The organism is Ligilactobacillus aviarius subsp. aviarius DSM 20655, assembly GCF_001436315.1.
Taxonomy (GTDB): Bacteria; Bacillota; Bacilli; order Lactobacillales; family Lactobacillaceae; genus Ligilactobacillus; species Ligilactobacillus aviarius.
Genome location: NZ_AYZA01000011.1, coordinates 91,144 through 110,856, shown reverse-complemented (window position 1 = coordinate 110,856; position 19,713 = coordinate 91,144). Strand labels below are relative to the sequence as shown.

At 40.6% G+C, this 19,713-nt stretch carries 7 protein-coding genes; 4 read left to right on the top strand and 3 right to left on the bottom strand.

Annotated elements, in window-relative coordinates; translation table 11 throughout:
* Positions 1-144: 144 nt before the first annotated feature.
* Both FC33_RS08575 and FC33_RS02230 read left to right on the top strand, forming a co-directional pair.
* Positions 145-312, top strand: coding sequence for a KxYKxGKxW signal peptide domain-containing protein (locus FC33_RS08575; protein WP_081037028.1), 168 nt, complete (start codon positions 145-147; stop codon positions 310-312).
* The gene (locus FC33_RS02230; RefSeq protein ID WP_057826994.1) at positions 293-10,993 is read left to right on the top strand and encodes a mucin-binding protein; all 10,701 of its coding nucleotides are present in this window, start codon (positions 293-295) and stop codon (positions 10,991-10,993) included. The genes FC33_RS08575 and FC33_RS02230 overlap by 20 nt, the downstream gene beginning before the upstream one ends.
* A gap of 172 nt (positions 10,994-11,165) precedes the next feature.
* Here the strand turns inward: FC33_RS02230 and FC33_RS02225 are convergent, their stop codons facing one another.
* Together FC33_RS02225 and FC33_RS02220 are read right to left on the bottom strand one after the other, a co-directional pair.
* On the bottom strand, positions 11,166-12,959 hold the full coding sequence (locus tag FC33_RS02225; RefSeq protein WP_081037027.1) for a putative polysaccharide biosynthesis protein: 1,794 nt from the start codon (positions 12,957-12,959) through the stop codon (positions 11,166-11,168).
* 250 nt (positions 12,960-13,209) lie between these two features.
* A complete protein-coding gene (locus FC33_RS02220) occupies positions 13,210-14,115 on the bottom strand; it encodes a proline-specific peptidase family protein (protein WP_057827041.1) in 906 nt (301 codons plus the stop codon).
* Positions 14,116-14,224: 109 nt separating this feature from the next.
* Here FC33_RS02220 and FC33_RS02215 point away from each other — a divergent pair, with 109 nt between their 5' ends.
* Entirely contained in the window at positions 14,225-15,070 is an 846-nt protein-coding gene (locus FC33_RS02215; RefSeq protein WP_057826993.1) for a DUF4097 family beta strand repeat-containing protein, read from the top strand.
* Positions 15,071-15,101: 31 nt separating this feature from the next.
* Here the strand turns inward: FC33_RS02215 and FC33_RS02210 are convergent, their stop codons facing one another.
* Positions 15,102-15,764 carry an Lreu_0056 family protein gene (locus FC33_RS02210; RefSeq protein WP_057826992.1) on the bottom strand — a complete coding sequence of 221 codons (663 nt, stop codon included), beginning with the start codon at positions 15,762-15,764 and terminating at the stop codon, positions 15,102-15,104.
* A 271-nt stretch (positions 15,765-16,035) separates the two neighbouring features.
* Between FC33_RS02210 and FC33_RS02205 the strand changes: the two genes are divergently transcribed.
* Positions 16,036-19,713 (top strand): SpaA isopeptide-forming pilin-related protein (locus FC33_RS02205; RefSeq protein ID WP_235803879.1); only part of this gene is annotated, 3,678 nt, incomplete at its 3' end.

Sequence of the window (19,713 nt, the reverse complement as noted above, 5' to 3'; positions counted from 1 at the left end):
GCCTTATTGAGATATAAATAAAAAGAGATTAAAAAACTTTAAATATCGTGCTGGATTTCATATTCCCACTTAAATTGCTGCTACAATATACTGTGTATAAGTATTGAGTAATTTTAATGAGTCAAAGGTTATAGAGGTGTACAAATGAAAAATAAAAGTTATTTCGGCGATCGTTACAACCGAGTAAAACTATATAAAAAAGGTAAGTTTTGGGTTGCTTCTTCCTTAACGTTCTTATCATTAGGAATTGGAGTGGGGGGGGATAGCAACAGGCATTGCTCACGCACAAGAAGTGCCTCAAGCTTCAATTGAATCAGCAAAAATTTCTAGTCAACGACTTGTTAGTGAAAACAGCAAGGCGTCTATTCAAATACAATCAAGTTCACAATTAGAAAAAATAAAAGTCCAATCAGAAACAGAAAAATCAGCGACAACGGAGGTTCCTTCATCATCAGTTAAGCCTAATAGTAGTCTTCAACAAAGTTCAAGCTTAGTTTCTGCTGCAAGTTCGTTAGCTGTTTCTTCACAAAGTTCGAAGAGTTCAAGCAGTCACATGTCGAGTTCAGCGATTTCATCTTCGAAGGCTTCGATTTCCTTAAATTCAAAGGAAAGCAGCCAAGTCGAAAGCTCAAAGTCGTCAAGTAGGGCTACAAGTTCGCTTTCATCCAAGGCCTCACAATCGTCAACCAAGCAAAATTCAATGACTGGTTCCACATCTTCGCCAACATCACTTGTTGATGGCGAAAAGGGAACATTATCGAATGATCCGGAATTCCCGTCCGCAGTCAAAACGACCGTTAATGATGGCCAACGGTTGAGTGAAATCAATCCGGTAATAAAGAACCATGATGAAAATGAAAATGCAACCTTTACGGCTACCAATAAGCTGTATGATATTAGTTCAACTTATGTTGGAGATGTCACCTTATCGCCAGAAGATGCCCAAAATATCGATATGGATAATTTGGATGCCCAATGGTATATCAAATATGAAAATAACGATGGGCAACTGATCAATGATGTTATTACGGCTGATGATCGTTGGGATAATGGTGAAATTTACTACTCATATGAAAATGGATCAAAGGTTCGAACAGATACTGAATCAGGGGTAAATTACCTTTCAAAGAACGGTTATTCCCTTGATCAAGTTGAAATTAACTATTTCATTAATCCCTGGAACCAAAGTGTAACGGTAACGCTTTATTTTGACCATAGTCGGTCAGCAGGAAAACCAGTTGACGTTGTTTATCAAACTGCTGATGGTAAAATTTTAGGAACGGGAACTGCAAGTTATGAAAGTTCATCAGGAACGGCCGAAGCTACGCCATACATTGGTGATACTTACACAACTACTGCCAAAACATTTACGGGTTATCAGTTAACAAATACACCATCAAATGCGACAGGAACGGTTACTGATTCAGCACAAACGGTAACATATACGTATGCTCCAATTCAAGAGAAGGTAAACGTTCAAATCATTGATGATACAACTCATCAAACGATCAAGACGGTTACAGTCAATGGGAGTTTTGGACAAACCGTTTCAGAAACAACCAATGATATTTTACAAAAGAATTTGACCAATGCAGCTAACTATAATGTTATTAGCAGCACTTGGCCTAGTTCGTTAACCTTTAATACTTCAAATAATGGAGCAACCTATACGATTCATGTTAGTCATAAAACGAAGTCAGCAACGGTAACTGCTAACGTTACCCAAACGATTCACTATGTGTATAGTGGCTCTTCAAAGCGGGCGCAACCGGATCATACTGCTCGGATTACATTCCAAGCAACGGAAACGGTTGATGAAGTTACTGGACAAATTATTTCGCAAACTTCATGGAAGAATGTATCGGGAACAGATGAATTTCCATCGATTCAATCACCGGAAATCATTGGCTATACCCCAAGTTATACGGCATCACAGGCGATTACAGGGGTAACTGCTAATACGCCGAATAACGTCCAGACAATTACGTACACGCCAAATAACTACGTGATGACCATTACATTCTATGATATGGATGCTAAACGAGTCATTCAGCAGAAGGTCCTTGAAGGTGCTTATGGAACGACTGCAAACTTTGACTATCAATCGGTAATTAATCAACTTGAAAGTCAAGGTTATAAAGTTGCACGGAACAACATTCCTTCAAAAGGATTAGTATTCAATAACACTGGAAAGCAAAACTATGAAGTTGACTTTACCCACACATCAACGGTTTTACCAAGTGATGCTAAGGGATTAACCAAGGTTATTGAAAGAACGATTCATTATGTCTATGCTGATGGGAAAGCCGCTCATGCTGATGACGTTCAAACGGTTACGTATACACGAACAGCGACAGAGGATAATGTTACCCATGAAATTACTTACGGTACATGGACAGCAGCAAATAATAACTCAACTTTTACGGAAGTTAAGTCGCCAACAATTAATGGATATACTCCAAGTATTGCAACCGTTGCGGCTGAAAATGTCAGCAGTAATGCAAATAATTCCGTTGTTACGGTCGTTTATACTCCAAATAATGGAGGGACTCAAACACCGCAAAGTGATACGAAAACAACGGTTACCCAAACCATCTACTTTTTAAAGAATGATGGAACGCAGTTGCTTCAACCAAAAGTAACAACAATTACATTTACGCGGACGAAGAATGCCGATGGAACATATACTGCTTGGACGGCAGAGGGCAGCGATGATTTTCCGGCATATACTGCACCAACAATTAGCGGTTATGAACCAAATATCAAGACAATTCAAGCGGTAAATGATGTTCAAGCGACTGACGCTAATAACGTTCAAACGATCATTTATTCACCAATTGAAGCCGATGCTGAAATTGTATTTTATGATCAAACAACAGGGAAGAATATTAACGTTGTTAACTTGAACGGTGATTTTGGAACGTCTTCAAGTTACTCGCCAGCAACTGAAATCAGTACGCTTGAATCAATGGGTTATAAGTTAGTATCAAATGACTTTCCTAAAAACGGAATTTCATTTGAAGAAACCGGCAGTCAGCAGTACACCCTTGTATTTGCACATACGATCGTTCGGGTGACTCAGACATCAACGGTAACCCAAACAATTAAGTATCAATATTCAAATGGAACTCAAGCTGCCGCTCCAGTAATGCGTTCATTAACGTTTACGCGGACGGGGACATTGGATAAGGTAACCAACCAAGCAACTTATGGCGATTGGAAACCGCAAACAACGAATGTTTTCGGTACGGTTAAGTCACCAGTAATTTATGGCTATTCGACTTCTCATCCGGAAAGTACGGCGGTAACGGTTGATGGTTCAAGTCCAGATAATGTTCAAATTATTACCTATATTCCAAACACGGAAACGGCAACGATTACCTTTACTGATCAAACAACGGGTCAAACAATCAATCAGGTAACGGTTCAAGGCGATTTTGGAACGTCATCAAATTATTCGCCAGATGCTGAAATCTCCGCTTTGGAAAGCCGGGGATATGAATTAGTAAGCAATAACTTTAAGCCAATTTCATTTGATAAAGATAGCACAAGTCCGCTTGTTGATTATCAAGTTGTTTTAAAGGAACAAATTGTAAATTCAACTGAAACAAAGACAATTACCCAAACGATTCACTACGTTGATCAGACAGGAAAGCCACTTGCTGCTGATCATACGGCAACGATTACCTTTACGCGTCCAGTTACAACGAATAAGGTGACAAGTGCAACTACTTATGGAAATTGGACTCCAAGCAGTTCAGAATTTCCGGCAGTTGTTTCGCCAACGATTACGGGTTATACCCCTGATAAGGCTGAAAGTACGGCAGTAACAGTTAGTGCACCGACGGCAACAACTACGCCGCAGAATAATGTTCAAACGATTACGTATACGCCGAAACAAGAAACAATTAAGATCGAATACATTGATGCATTTGATCCAAGTGATCCGGCGACACCAAATTACAATTCGACGAATGTTTTAAGTACGACGACCTTGACGGGAGCATATGGAAGTGAAGCTACTTATTCACCAACAAGTACAATTACTAATTATCATAACCAGGGATACGAGCCAGTTGGTTTCCATCCATCTCTTCCGGCAAAAGGATTATGGTTTAACGTTGATGGTACACAAGTCTTTAAGTTTTATTTGATCCATCAAACAAAACAGGTTGCGCAAACAGCCCACGTAACATATACGGTTCACTATGAATTAGGACAAGCACCAGCTGATGGTTCAAAAATCAATTTACCGGCTGATAATGTGCAAAACTTCACCTTCACGCGTGATAACACGGTTGATGAAGTTACCGGAAAAGTTTTATCAAATGGTAAATGGAACGTGGCTTCACAACAAACAAAAGCTGTTACATCACCAACAATCACAGGTTATACGGCCAATCCAACAGTTGTGGCAAGCCAGGTAATTACACCGAATGCCGATGGAACGGATGCTTCAATTACTAAAGATGTAATTTATACACCAAACCAGGAAAGTGCAAAGATCGAATATTATGATCAAACCACTGGGAAAGTATTAAGTACGGATACAGTTACAGGGGCATTTGGAACAAAGTCAAGTTATAACCCAGCGGAAAATATTCAGAAATATATTAGCGAAGGTTATCAGGTTGTATCTGATGGTTTCCCAGCAGGAGGAATTGATTTTAATAATGCCGGGAATGTTCCAACTTACCGCATTACATTCAAGCATCAGGTTACAACAGATACAGTTACAAATAATCCTGATAAAATTAGCGGTTTAAGTTTAACAGGAACCCAAACAATTAATTATGTTTATGGAGCAAATACTGGTAAACAAGGTCAGCAAGCAGCACCGACCAAGACAACAAAGATCACCTTTACGCGGACGGCAACTTATGACCATGTAACAAAGCAGGTTACTTACGGAGCATGGACATCGCAGGCAACGGGGTATCCAGCAGTTGTTTCACCAGTAATTAGTGGATATACTCCGAGTGCGGCTTCATCAACAGCAATCACAGAAAAGCCGGCAGCTAATGCAACTGCAAGCGATATTAGTAATACTCAAACGATTACGTATAATGCCAACCAAGAAAAAGCGGTTGTTAACTATATTGATGAAACAACTGGGAAGACACTTAACTCGGTTGCGTTAACAGGAGCCTTTGGATCAACGGATAAGTATGATCCAAGTTCGCTTATTAAACAGTACGAATCAAAAGGTTATGTATTGGTTAATAATGGGGTTCCAACAAACGGAATTCAATTTAATCAAGATGGTAAACAATTAACATATGATGTAATGTTCAAGCACGGGACGACAATTTATGGACCTGCTTCAACGAATTTGCCTCAGGGAGTAAAGGTTTCAACGTCAACTACCCGGGTAATTAACTACGTCTATGGAACGAATCAAAATGGACAAATTGTTGCCGGAACGCAAACCGCAGCTCCATCAAATACGGAAACTGCTAAGTATGAACGGACAGTGACGGTGGATAATGTTACAGGTGCTCAAACAGCTTCCGCTTGGAAACTTGTAAGTGGCATTGCAACATTCCCTGAAGTTAAGTCACCATCAATTACAGGATATACAGCTAATGTTGCTGAAGAACCTTCAATGAGTGCTTATCCTGATGATCAAACCCATACAGAAACGGTGGTTTACACACCAAATCAGGAAAAGGCAACAATCACGTATATTGATGATACGACGGACAAGACTTTGAAGACAGATACTATTACTGGTAACTTTAATTCAGATTCAAATTACGATCCACAAACTGTAATTAATCAATATGAAAAACAAGGGTATCAACTTGTTAGTGATAATTGGCCAACGAATGGAGCAGTCTTTAATAAAGATGGTGTTGTTCAAAATTACCAAGTTCATTTGAAAGAAGCAACCCAAGATTTCGACACATCGAATAATCCGGATGACCTTGATCTGAAACATACGGTAACCCAAACGATCCATTATGTATTTAGTAACGGTAAACAGGCGGCACCGGATGCAACGGCTTCAATCACGTTCAACCGGACAGCGATTAGAGACGAAGTGACTGGCAAAATTACGTATTCGGCATGGCAAGCAGTTGGAAATGACGATTTTCCTGCTGTGAAGTCGCCGGTCATTACGGGTTATACCCCAAGTGCAGTTTCATCAACTGCAATTAACAATGTTACTGGCGATGCGGCTGATAATGTCCAAACGATTACTTATACTCCAAATAAGGAAACCGCAACGATCAAGTATGTTGACCAGACAAATGGTGAGACATTGCAAACTGTAACGATCAATGGAGTTTACAACGGAACAACTGCATACGATGCAAATTCAGTTATTCAAAACTATGAAAAACAGGGATATGTGCTTGTAAATAATGGGGTACCCGCAAATGGCATTACCTTTAACAAAGATGGAGTAACACCAACTTATACGGTAACGTTGAAACATGGAACAACGACTTATACTTCAACAAATAATCCGGCAAACTTGGATTTGAGTAATACGGTAACGCACACGATCCACTACGTGTACAGTACTGGTGGTCAAGCTCAGCCAGATAATGTTCAAAAATTGACATTTACGCGGACGGCAACAAAGGATAATGTAACGGGAACAATCACATATAGTAATTGGGAACCAGCAACCGGAACCTTTAGTTCAGTGCCAACGCCAACAATTACGGGTTATACTCCAAACGCAACATCATCAACAGCAGTTACTGGAGTAACATCATCAAGTGCTGATAGTTCACAGACGATTACGTATACTCCAGACCAAGAAAGTGCAACGGTAACATTTATTGACCAAACAACGGATAAGACGATCAAGAATGTAACCTTGACGGGAGCATTTAACTCAACATCGAATTATTCACCGGCGAGTGAAATTGCTGCATTAGAAAAGGCGGGGTACCAATTAGTAAGTAATAATTATCCGACAACGGGTGTTAAATTTGATGAAGCAGGACAAGCCCAACACTTTATGATTACATTGAAGCATACGTACACAACAGAAACACCAACTTCAAATCCAGATGGGCTTAACCTTACTCATGATGTGGTTGAAACGATTAATTACGTCTATGCGAATGGTAAGCAAGCTGCTCCAACAAAGACAACGACGATTGCCTTTACGCGGACAGCAACAAAGGATAATGTAACTGGCAAGATCATTGGGTATTCAGCCTGGCAAACAAATGGTAATGATAGTTTCCCAGCGGTTGTTTCACCACAAATTACCGGTTACACACCAGATAAATCGAGTGTTGCTGCAGTTTATCATTTGACCGGTCAATCACCAGATGTAACGACAACAGTAACGTATACTGCTGATCAAGAAAAAGCAGTCGTGCAATACATTGACGATACAACTGGCAAGGTGATTGCAACGGATAATCTATCGGGAGCATACGGAACCGATTCTTCATACCAACCTGAAAATGAAATTAAGAAGTATGAACAAGCCGGTTATCAATTTGTAAGCAGTGACTATCCACAAGATGGAAACGTCTTTGATCAAAATGGCAAAGTCCAAACTTACCAAATTCATTTGAAGGAAACAACGACAACGTTTACCCCAAATAATAATCCGCAAAGTTTAGATTTAACGGATACTGTAATTCAAACGATCAAGTATCAATTTACTGATGGGAAGCAGGCAGCTTCTACTAAGAAAGCATCGATTACGTTTACACGGGATGCAATCAAGAACAATGTAACGGGAGCAATTACTTATACACCGTGGACACCGGCAATTAGTAACTTCCCTCAAGTTACATCACCGGAAATTACTGGTTATACTCCTAGTCAAAAACAAAGTTCAGCAGTCGCAGTCCAACCTGGCGATAAGGATAATGTTCAGGTGATTACTTATGCGCCAAACCAAGAAAAGGCGACAGTAACGTTTATTGACCAAACAACTGGCAAAACTTTACAAGTTGTTGATTTAAGTGGTGCATATGGAACAGTTTCAAGTTATCAACCAACTGCAACGATTCAAAAGTATGAAGCCGAAGGATATGTTCTTGTGAAGAATGGATATCCACAAGGTGGTGCAAGCTTTGATGAAGACGGAACGGTTAATAATTACAATATTTACTTGAAACATCAAGATGATCAAAACCCAGCTGGCTTAGACCTCGATCAAACGGTAACGGAAACGATCAACTATGTTTACGCTAATGGTAAACAAGCGGCAGCAAGCAAAGTATTAACGTTACACTTCCACCGTGATGCTCAAAAGGATGCCGTAACGGGTGCAGTTACCTATACTCCATGGCAAGCAGTCGATGGAACTTCATTTGATGCAGTTAAGAGTCCGGTGATTACTGGGTATACCGCAAACAAACCGGTTGTTCAAGCTGTTGATGGTGTTTCAGATAAAACTCCTGATCGGACGATCACCGTAACTTATACACCAAATCAAGAACAAGCAACGGTAACGTTTGTTGATGATACGGCAAATAAGGTGATTTCAAAGGTTAACCTTAACGGTGCATTCGGAACAACATCTACTTATAGCCCAGCAGCAACGATCAAACAATTAGAGGCTAAGGGTTATGAAGTTGTTAGCGATGATTTCCCAACAAATGGAATTGAATTTGATCAAGCCGGTAAAGTACAGAACTTTACAATTCACTTGAAACACAAAACAACAATTAACACTGTTGATAATAATCCAGATAATGTAGCTGGATTAACGCATGAAGTGACGCGGACGATCAATTACCGTTATCAAAATGGGCAAACCGCTGCAAAATCAGTTGTTCAAAGCGTTACATTCACGCGGACGGCAACAAAAGATCAAGTTACTGGACAAATTACTTATAGTCCATGGGCAAGAAGCCGGGATGTTGCATTTGCAGCAGTTCAATCACCAGAAATAGCTGGTTATACTCCGAGTGAAAAAGTAGTTTCAGCGGTTGCAACGGTGAATGCTGATACCCAAAACATGGTTGAAAATGTTATTTATACTCCGAATGAAGAACAAGCAACGGTGAGCTTCATTGACGATACAACGGGCAAGGTGTTATCGACGACAACGTTAAGTGGCGCATATGACACAGATTCTGATTATCAACCAGATCAAACGATCAAGCGCTATGAAAGCAAAGGATACGAACTTGTAAGTAACGATTATCCACAAGACGGAAACATCTTTAACCAGGCTGGAAAAGTTCAACACTTTGAAATCCATTTGAAGCACCGGATTACGACAGACACAGCAACCTCTAATCCAGATAAGTTGTTAAATCTTCAGCATACGGTAACGCGGACGATTAATTATCGTTTCCAAAACGGAAAGACAGCTGATCCGTCTGTTGTGCAACAGATTGTCTTCAGTCGAAGCGCAACCTTTGATCATGTTACTGGGCAAATTACGTATTCGAAATGGAAAGCATCTGCAAATGACGCTTTCAGTAAGGTAATTTCACCGACTATTAAGGGTTATACGCCAAATAAAGCAGCAATTCAGGCCCTTAAGAATGTTGCTGAATCAGCTTCAAATATTACCCAGGTCGTTACCTATTCTGATAATCAAGAAAGTGCAACGATTACTTATGTGGATGATACAACAGGAAAAGCAATTCAAACGGTAACAGTAAATGGTGATTTTGGAACTAAGGCTGATTACGATGAGTCCGCAGTCCTTAAGAACTATGAAAAGAAGGGTTACCAGTATGTCAGTGGAAATTATCCAGCAAATGGAATCACTTTTGATGTTAGTGGAGTTGTAAAGCATTACGTTGTTCATTTAAAGGAAACAATTAATAACTATACGCCGGATAATAATCCAAAGAAGCTTGACTTAACGAAGACGGTTACCCGGACGATCAATTACGTGGACGCCAACGGCAAGCAATTGGCTCCAAGCGTAACGCAAACGATCACGTTTACGCGGAACGCAACGGTCAACGAAGTTACGGGTCAAGTAACTTACACTGATTGGCAACCAAGCGGCAGTGACAGCTACGATGCGGTTGAATCACCAACTGTGAAGGGCTACACGCCAACGCAAAAGACAGTTAAAGCTGAAAACAACGTTTCGGTAAATTCAACTGATCAAGTTGTCAATGTCGTCTACACGGCTGATAAACCAGCAACACCGGAACACAAGCCAAGTGGACCGGACAAGAAGCCAGTTACGCCAGAACACAAGCCAAGTGAACCGGACAAGAAGCCGGCAACACCGGAACACAAACCGAGTGAACCGGACAAGAAGCCGGCAACACCGGAACACAAACCGAGTGAACCGAATAAGAAGCCAGCCACACCAGAACACAAGCCAAGTGAACCGGACAAGAAGCCCGCCACACCGGAACATAAGCCGAGTGAACCGGACAAGAAGCCAACGACACCGGAACACAAGCCGAATGAACCGGACAAGAAACCGGCAACACCGGAACACAAGCCGAGTGAACCGGACAAGAAGCCCGCCACACCGGAATACAAACCGAGTGAACCGGATAAGAAGCCGGCAACACCAGAACACAAGCCGAGTGAACCGGACAAGAAGCCGGTAACACCGGAACATAAGCCAAGTGAACCGAACAAGAAACCGGCCACATCGGAACACAAGCCAAGTGAACCAACTAAGAAGCCGACAGTACCGGAACACAAACCAAGTGAACCAGCTAAGAAGCCGCAAGCATCAGTTGCAAAGCCAACTGAACACGTTCAACCATCGAAGAAACCTGTTCAAACCACTAAGCCAGCGGCAGGACAATCATTGAAGGTTGAAACGGTGAAGAAGGCTGTTTCAACGAAGCAGGCTTCATCAGCAAATGATGGAACGGTTCGCGTTGCAGAACAATCAACCACGATTGAAAAGCAAACGCCAAATAATTCAGCTGCGCAACCAAATGAAAGTAAGAATACTTTGCCGCAAACCGGTGAAGATTCAACAAATCATTCGTTGTTCGGTGAATTGTTGCTTGCTCTTTCAGGATTGCTCGGACTCTTCGGAATCGGAAAACGGAAAAAAGATAAAGAAGAATAGATGAATGAGAAACGAATCTTTGTCAATTGAGTTGGCGACGAACGTTTAAAGAGAAGCATTGACTGTATTTATGCAGTTAATGCTTTTTTTGGGTTAAAAAGCGAAAAGCAAGTAAAAAAATAGTATTGATGATTTTTTCACCAATACTAAATCTTATGGGAATATTTTTTGTTTAAAAGTGTTTTCCTTTCGGTTTATTCCACCAGCCAGAAGCCCTCTTCTTAGCAGGCTTCGTTTGTTTCCGTGGCGGAATTGGTTCTTCAGATGAAGAATCTGATTCGTGATTTGAATCTGTTGGGATTGACTGATCAACCGGTTGATCGTCATTTTGAATTTCATAATCGGTTGCTGGTTCGAGGAGAATGTCTTCATCTTCGGCAGGTGAAGTATTTTCCTCAGCGGTTCCAAAGATCACTCCTAATAATCCGGTCTTCTTCAAAATTGCAAGGTATGCAAGTCCAAAGCCACCGGCAAGCACTGCACAGTAAATAAATGCGGTGACTTTTGATTCTGGAACGAAGAAGATCTTGATCAACTTGTTGATGACAAATGTAATTGCTAACAAGACAGCGTTGATCTTAAGAATTTTACCAGCATAGTGCAGTTGCCCTTTTTGGATGTAGTTGCGCCGAAGCATCAAGTAAACATCTAAGGTTACAAGTCCAAAGGCAATTGAGGTTGCCAGTGTCGGACCGAATGCACCGAAGAAGTAAATTGCAGGGGTCTGCAAAGCAAGCTTTAAGATTACCCCAACACCGAATTTCTTGATGGCATAGCGTTGATAACCCATTGACTGAACTGCAGTGAAGAAGTTCATGAAAAGGGCCAAAATAATACTGTTGATCAATGCAAATGACATTAATTGAGCACCAATCTTTTGGAAATCAAAGAAGATTCCGTTGACTTCCCAGGCTAAGATCGAAAGCAAAATTGATGCCGGAATCAAACATGCTAAGTTTAATTCAATGTTTTGCGAAAGAACGGTTCCGGTTTCCTTGCGGCTTTGCTTTTGCGCTAACAGCGGCAAAGACGTTTCGGAAATGGCCGTTGTTAATGAAATTACGACCGCGGTGATCTTATTCGGGTTGGCCGAGAAATAAGTAAAGAGGTCGCGCGCCGTTTTCAGCGGCATATCCATCATTCCGACCGCAATTGTTTTGAAAGTCATCTGATCGACAAATTGGAAAATCGTGATTGCTGATCCGATAACAACGAACGGAATGGCATCGTGAATGATTGCTTTGAAAATTGAAGGAATGTGATTATTGTCTGCTGGCAGACTTTGTTTGTACATTTCCTTATATTCATTGCGCTTTTTAAATCCGTGATATGTTAAGTACAGTAAACTGAAGACCGCCCCGACAAAGGCAGCAAATGTACTGTAATTAACAGCCTTTAAGAAACTTCCATGGAAGACTTCCATGATCACAAATGTCGTTGCGATGATAAAGATGACCCGCATGAGTTGTTCCCATAATTGAGAAATTCCATACGGTTGCATGTCCTGATTTCCTTGGAAGAACCCTCGAATCAGACTCATTGGCGGTAAGATTACCAATGCGGGAACGCAGCACCGAATCGTAACCGTTGTTGCTTGAACGGAAACAACCGGACTCGTTGCCGCAATCCAAGGAGCGGCGACCCAGAAAATGATTCCGGAAATCAACCCCATCCCGATCATTACGATCATTCCGTATTTGAAAACCCGTAAACTGTTGCGGAACTTATTTTCACTATTGTATTCCGCGATTTGCCGGGCAATCGAAGACGGAAATCCTGATTGACTTAAAACAAGAAAAAGGGCGTATGGAGTATACGCTGAATTAAAGATTGCCTGAGCAGCATTTCGCTGTTCGAGGCTTCCCATCATCATTAACCAGGGAATTAAATAGATGATTCCGAGGACCCGTGAAAGGATACTCCCCATCATCATCCAAAAACTTCCAGATAATAATTTTTTCTTCATATATAATTCTCTCCAATACTAATTAAACATAACAAGTTTACCACTTTTGAATTGAATTTTAAAAGTTGATTATAAGATGAAAAAAGAGGTCGTGACAATTATGCCACAACCTCTTAATTATTTTGGTATAATCAGGTTCCAAAACAAACGAGCTGCGTGGAAGAACGTAAATCTCCGAATCTATGCTGGCGCGATTCGTTTGCTTTTCTGCTTCCACCACGCTCGTTTTTGATGTTTTGGCACGCCTTGTTTAATCATTAAAAGTTCCGTTTTCAACGTCACTTAAGAACCGTTTTAAGTGCGCGAAGTAAACCGGAGCATTATCGATCATATGGTGGTGACCACCGTAAGGAGTGGTTTCTAACCGAGCATGTGGAATATCATGGGCCATTCGTTTAGCAGACTTCAATGGCATTGTTTCGTGTTCACCGAATGTCAATAAGGTTGGCATTGTGATGTCTTTCATCCGGTCGCGGATATCCCATTCTTTTAATTTTCCAGTTACAACGAATTCGTTGTTTCCTTGGAATGCGTTGTATACCGGAGTAGCCATTGTTGGAATCAAGTGGCGAATTGCCATTGGTTGTTTCCGATCAACGTATTCCCGGTTCAAAACGTCAACGTAGCCTTGGTAACGAGCGTTATCAAGGTCATTCTTGGCTTCGCATTCTTTCATGTAAGCAACAGCTTCAGGAGTTAATGTCTTTTCCCGAAGAGCGTTGATGTGTTCAAGGTATTCGTCAATGTTGTCGACCATTGATGAAATGATCAATCCCTTTAAGTGTTGGCCGTATTTAAGAGCGTACATCATTGCTAGAGCGCCGCCCCATGATTGGCCAATTAAGTAGAAGTTATCATAGTTGAGTTTTTGCCGAAGTTCCTCTAATTCTTCGAGGTAGTAGTTGTATGTAAGGTATTTTTCGGCAATCTTGGGGTCTGAGTAATCTGGTTGGTCAGAATAGAATGAACCAAGTTGATCATACATTGTAACTTCAACGCCGAGATCAGCCAGTTCTTCCCCAAAGTTTTCCCAATATTCGTGGTTACCGCCAGGGCCGCCATGAAGGCAAAGCAATTTGATATCGCCTTGTCCTTCGGTGTGAGTCCAAATGTGATAGCCGTTATCAAGTGTAATAATATGAGTTCCTTGACGCATGTTTTTCACCTAATTTCCTCTAAATTAGTTTAATTGTAGCACTAATTTTAGAAAATGCTCAAACTTATAGTATATTAGAAGAGGAATGATCAATGAGAGGGTGATATTTGTGTTTGATAAGAAACAATTTGCACATGTCTTTGATGTGAAGGACTTTAACCGGTTAGAGATTAGTCTGACCGGAACAGATTTGGTTATCCGCCAAGCAGAAAATGCGGGTATCATTTATTATGGTGAACAAAAAGACGATGATCGGTTTGAAATGAAGCAGGAAGGGCATACGTTGCGGATAACGGAAAAGAGCAGTTTGAATGTTTTGAAAAAGACGTTGGCCTTTAAGTTTTCAGTTGGTAAAAGCCGACTAGAAGTTACCATTCCACAGACTAACTTTTTAAAGTTAAGTGCGGAAGTGACTAAGGGTGACGTGGCAATCGACAACGTTAAAACGTCAACAATTAGTCTGATCGTTGGAAGCGGAGCATTAACGATGGCTGATTCAACGATCGATAATTTGGATGTGAAGGCTCAAAGCGGAAATTTAGTAATGAAGAAAACGCTGCTTGGAAATGCCAAAATTGAAAATCGAACCGGGGATATTTTACTTGATGAATTCCAAAGCGGAGATTCAATGACGGCTGCTTTTGCTGAAGGCCGGTTAAAGATGCGGGATGTAACCTTTAACGATGCTAAGATCACACTTGGTCAAGGCGATGTGCGGGTTCGCGGTTTTAAGGCGACCGGTGATTTCAACTTATCAACCAATATCGGTGATTTGTCACTCCGGCAAATTCAGGCACCAACGATTACGATTGCAGCGATCCGTGGAAATGACCTTAAGAATCCAGCAAGTGTTGAAGGGTTACCCCAACATGAGCGCGGCCATGCCGGAGCTTCATTCTTAACAAGTGCCGGTCATTTGGATGTCAATAAAGAAATTGAAATTACGAAAGAATAAGAAAAAGATGTTGCGGTTGCAACATCTTTTTTTAGTTATTGTCAGTTGACGAAGAATTTAAATTATAACGATCGAGCCATTTTTGTTCTGGTTGAATTCGGTTGGCATACCCGTTAACTTCATTTTTCTGGTCTTGTGAAATGTAGTAGTCATTTACTAATCGTTGAATCGAGATCGATTCGGTTTTAACTGGTGCATTAGCGACGCCGCCAGTCGTTCCGTCATCATCAACGTATTTAATGATGACATTCGGACCATCGGGTTTAAAGTAAAGGTAACTTGTTGGATCGCCATTCGTTGTGAGAAAGTCCATTCCCCAGAATTGCTGGCCATAATCTGAGCCTTGAGGAACACTACCATAGTAAAGACCACCAGGTTGTCCATTGTCAGCGCCTTTAAATTCATCAGGATCTTTCAAAAGACAAATCAAAGTTCCAAGTTGTTGACCTGAAAGGTGCCGGGCATCATAACTCAAACTGTTTGATTGAGAATTTGATGATGAAGCGGTAGTTGCTGAATCCTGATCAGTGATCGAACTTGATACCGGTTGCGTTGACTGATGATTTTTTTGAATATCCTTTTGGACTGTTTGAGGATGAGTGACGGCTTTTGCCGAATGGGTAGTGGTCCCGCACCCGGCTAAAATTGCGGAACATCCGAGAAAAACAGTTCCAATAATCAGTTCCTTTTTCATAATTTTAAATCTCCCGCTCTGTAAAATATTTTACAAAATTCATCTTAACAATATATAAGGAAAAAGACAATGTTCTGATTAAACATGATTTAAAAATTAATAATTAACAAATAATGTTGCTTAATTTACCATTTCTTATCAAGCGGAAGACAAAATAATGCGGAAATATTGCCATTTGGAAGGAAAACGAATAGTATTGTTTGTTGGATGAAGATTATGAACGAAATCGAAATCTGGGGGATTACATATTAATAAAGAAAGGGTAAGTAAAGTGACAAAATTTAAAAAGAACTTTATTCGATTGGTTGTATTGATCACGTCGATGTTTTTAGTGTTCATTCCATCTCAAAATGGAAGCTTGCATGCCGCAGATCTAACGAGTTCTGAAGTTGATTCAATTACGACAAATGTGGGATCTGCTACACCAGGTCAAAAGGTTCACTTCACCATGACCTTAGGGAACAGTAAACAGGTGATTCATACCGGCGATACGATTCACGTTGAATTTCCAAAGGCAACAGCGGATGGAGCAGGAATTACTGGAGTGCCGCATACCGTTTCAATTAAGTATGAAGATCCAAGTAATCCTGGTGATCCGTTAAATGGACAAAACGTCGCAACTGCGCAAATTACAAGCAGTGGAATTACAATTACTTTTAACAGTAAGATGAATGGTCACGTTTTGAATTCCGGTAAATTACAGTTTACAGGAGTCGTAACAACTAAAAGTGGGACGAATCCAACCAAGGTCAATAATTGGCCAAATTCAAATTCGATTCCAACCCCAACGATTAGTGTCAATTCAACGCCCTCAACTTCTGGCAACCAAGGGGGAACACCAAATATCGTTGCGCCAAAGGGAACCGTGAAGAAGAGTGGAACAATTGCCAATAACGGAAACATTAATTGGCAAGTTCATGGCGTATTAACGAATAGCGGAACGTCAACCATTAAAGACACTGCCAAAGACGGTCAGGAAATTGTTCCGAGATCAGTAAAGGTAACTTACTTTATTCAATATGAAGACGGTCAATGGGGAACAGTTCATTTGACCTACTCGCAAGCAAATTATCCTTCATCAGAAGGAAAAATTACTGTTTCAGGAAATTCGTTGACCATTACTGCGAATGAATACAACATTTCGGGAGCATTAATGGGAGCAGATGAAAGCGGCGATTGGTATCCTGTAAAGCAAGTGGCATACACGATCACCTACCAAACAAAGGTTTCATCAAATGAACAGGCAAGTCAATGGCAAAATACTGCAAGCCAAATAAATCCTAATGGAACGCCATCAGGATCAGCAACGGCAACCGTGAAGAACAATTGGCATGGAACAATTGATGGTTCACAGCCTAAGTATGGAGTTAGTTTGCTTAAAATCGGCGAAGAAAATGGCAAGACAGTTGGATTAGCCGGCGCAACGTTCCAAATCAATGGAAATGGAATTACAAAGGATGCGGTTTCAAATCAAACTGGATACTTTAACTTCAATGGACTTCCAACCGGAACGTATACAATTAAAGAAATCAAAGCTCCGAAAGGTTATAAACTTAACCCAGAAACAATTACTGTAAAGATTAGTGATACTGGAGTTACAACGGTTACTGTTAACGGTAAGAATATTACAAATGATGCGAAGGTTGTTGATACGCCGATTGCAACTGCATCAAGCAGCAGTTCAATTAAGGGTAGCAAGAGTTCATCAAGCAGGAAGTCAAGCTTAAGCAAGATCTTTTTAAGCAGCAGTAAGAAGAGTTCAAGCGTAAAGAGTTTATCAAGCAAGAAGTCAAGTTCAAGCAAGATTTCAAGCAGCAAGAAGAGCTCAAGTATCAAGAGTTCATCAAGCAGCAAGAAGTCAAGCTCAAGTAAGATTTCAAGCAGTAGTAAGAAGAGTTCAAGTATTAAGAGCTCATCATCAAAGAAATCAAGCTCAAGCAAGATTTCATTAAGCAGCATTAAGAAGAGTTCAAGCGTAAAGAGCTCCTCATCAAGTAAGAAGTCAAGCTCAAGCAAGATTTCAAGTAGTAGCAAGAAGAGTTCAAGTATTAAGAGTTCATCAAGCAGCAAGAAATTAAGTTCAAGCAAGATTTCAAGCAGCAAGAAGAGCTCAAGCATTAAGAGTTCATCAAGCAAGAAGAGTTCAAGTGTAAAGAGCTCATCAAGCAAGAAGTTAAGCTCAAGTGTGAAGGTTTCAAGCAGTAAGAAGAGCTCAAGCGTAAAGAGTTCATCATCAAAGAAATCAAGCTCAAGCAAGATTTCAAGCAGTAGTAAGAAGAGCTCAAGTATCAAGAGTTCATCAAGCAAGAAGTCAAGCTCAAGTAAGGTTTCAAGCAGTAAAAAGAGTTCAAGCATTAAGAGCTCATCAAGCAAGAAATCAAGTTCAAGCAAGATTTCAAGCAGTAAGAAGAGTTCAAGCGTAAAGAGCTCATCAAGCAAGAAGTTAAGCTCAAGCGAGATTTCAAGCAGTAAGAAGAGCTCAAGCATTAAGAGCTCATCAAGCAAGAAATCAAGTTCAAGCAAGGTTTCAAGCAGCAGTAAGAAGAACTCAATGATTAAGTCATCAAGCAAGGCTTCATCAAAGAAGTCTTCAAGCAAAGGATCAAGCTCAATTAAAAGTTCAGCTAAGTCAGCAATAAGCAAGAAGCACCGCGGAATTGTTAAGTCAAGCAGTTCAATTAAGAGCAGTGTAAAGAGTTCAAGCATCAAGAGCTCATCATCAAGTAAGAAGTCAAGCTCAAGCAGGATTTCAAGCAGTAGCAAGAAGAGCTCAAGTGTAAAGAGTTCACCAAGCAAGAAGTCAAGCTTAAGCAAGGTTTCAAGCAGCAGTGTAAAGGGTTCAAGCATTAAGAGCTCATCAAGCTCAAGTAAGGTTTCAAGCAGCAGCAAGAAGAGTTCAAGTGTAAAGAGCTCATCAAGCAAGAAGTCATCAAGCTCAAGTAAGGTTTCAAGCAGCAGCAAGAAGAGCTCAAGCGTAAAGAGCTCGTCATCAAGTAAGAAATCAAGCTTAAGCAAGGTTTCAAGCAGTAGTAAGAAGAACTCAAGCATTAAGAGTTCATCAAGCAGCAAGAAGTCATCAAGCTCAAGCAAGGTTTCAAGCAGCAGCAAGAAGTCATCAAGCTCAAGCAAGGTTTCAAGCAGTAGCAAGAAGAGTTCAAGCATTAAGAGTTCATCAAGCAAGAAATCAAGCTCAAGCAAGATTTCATCAAGCAGTAAGAAGAGCTCAAGTATTAAGAGTTCATCATCAAAGAAGTCAAGTTCAAGCAAGGTTTCAAGCAGTAGCAAGAAGAGTTCAAGCATTAAGAGTTCATCAAAGAAATCAAACTCAAGTGAGGTTTCATCAAGTAGTAAGAAGAGCTCAAGCATCAAGAGTTCATCATCAAAGAAGTCAAGTTCAAGCAAGATTTCAAGCAGTAGCAAGAAGAGTTCAAGCATTAAGAGCTCATCAAGCAAGAAGTCAAGTTCAATCAAGAGTTCAGTAAAGAGTTCAAGTAAAGCATCAAGCAAGGCTTCATCAAAGAAGGCTTCAAGCTCAAGTGTAAAGAGTTCAAGTGTGAAATCATCAGCTGTATCAAGCAGCAAGGCTTCAAGCAAGAAGTCATCAGTTGAATCAAGCAGTAAAGAAGTTGCAAGTTCATCATCAATGAAGTCAACAACAGCTAAGAGCCACCGTGGCGGGGCTCGTCCTGTAAAGAGTTCATCAAGTAACATCAATACTGAATCAAGTTCAACAATGAACACTGTTTCAAGCTCAGCTAACAAGCCAAGCAAGGACACTGAAACAAGTGTGAAGGTACCATCAAAGGCTTCAACGATCAGTTACGTAAACAAATCAACTGAAAAGTCTATTCCTGTAACAGTAAGTAGTGAAACGAACACAATGGTTGAAAGTTCAGTTTCATCAGCAATGCGGACAGGGACAGGATCAGGTTCAAGTTCATTTGGAAGT

Coding starts and splice junctions, on each gene's coding strand:
- FC33_RS02210 (WP_057826992.1), bottom strand. CDS start 15,764: ATGAAAAAGGAACTGATTATTGGAACTGTTTTTCTCGGATGTTCCGCA.
- FC33_RS08575 (WP_081037028.1), top strand. CDS start 145: ATGAAAAATAAAAGTTATTTCGGCGATCGTTACAACCGAGTAAAACTA.
- FC33_RS02225 (WP_081037027.1), bottom strand. CDS start 12,959: ATGAAGAAAAAATTATTATCTGGAAGTTTTTGGATGATGATGGGGAGT.
- FC33_RS02220 (WP_057827041.1), bottom strand. CDS start 14,115: ATGCGTCAAGGAACTCATATTATTACACTTGATAACGGCTATCACATT.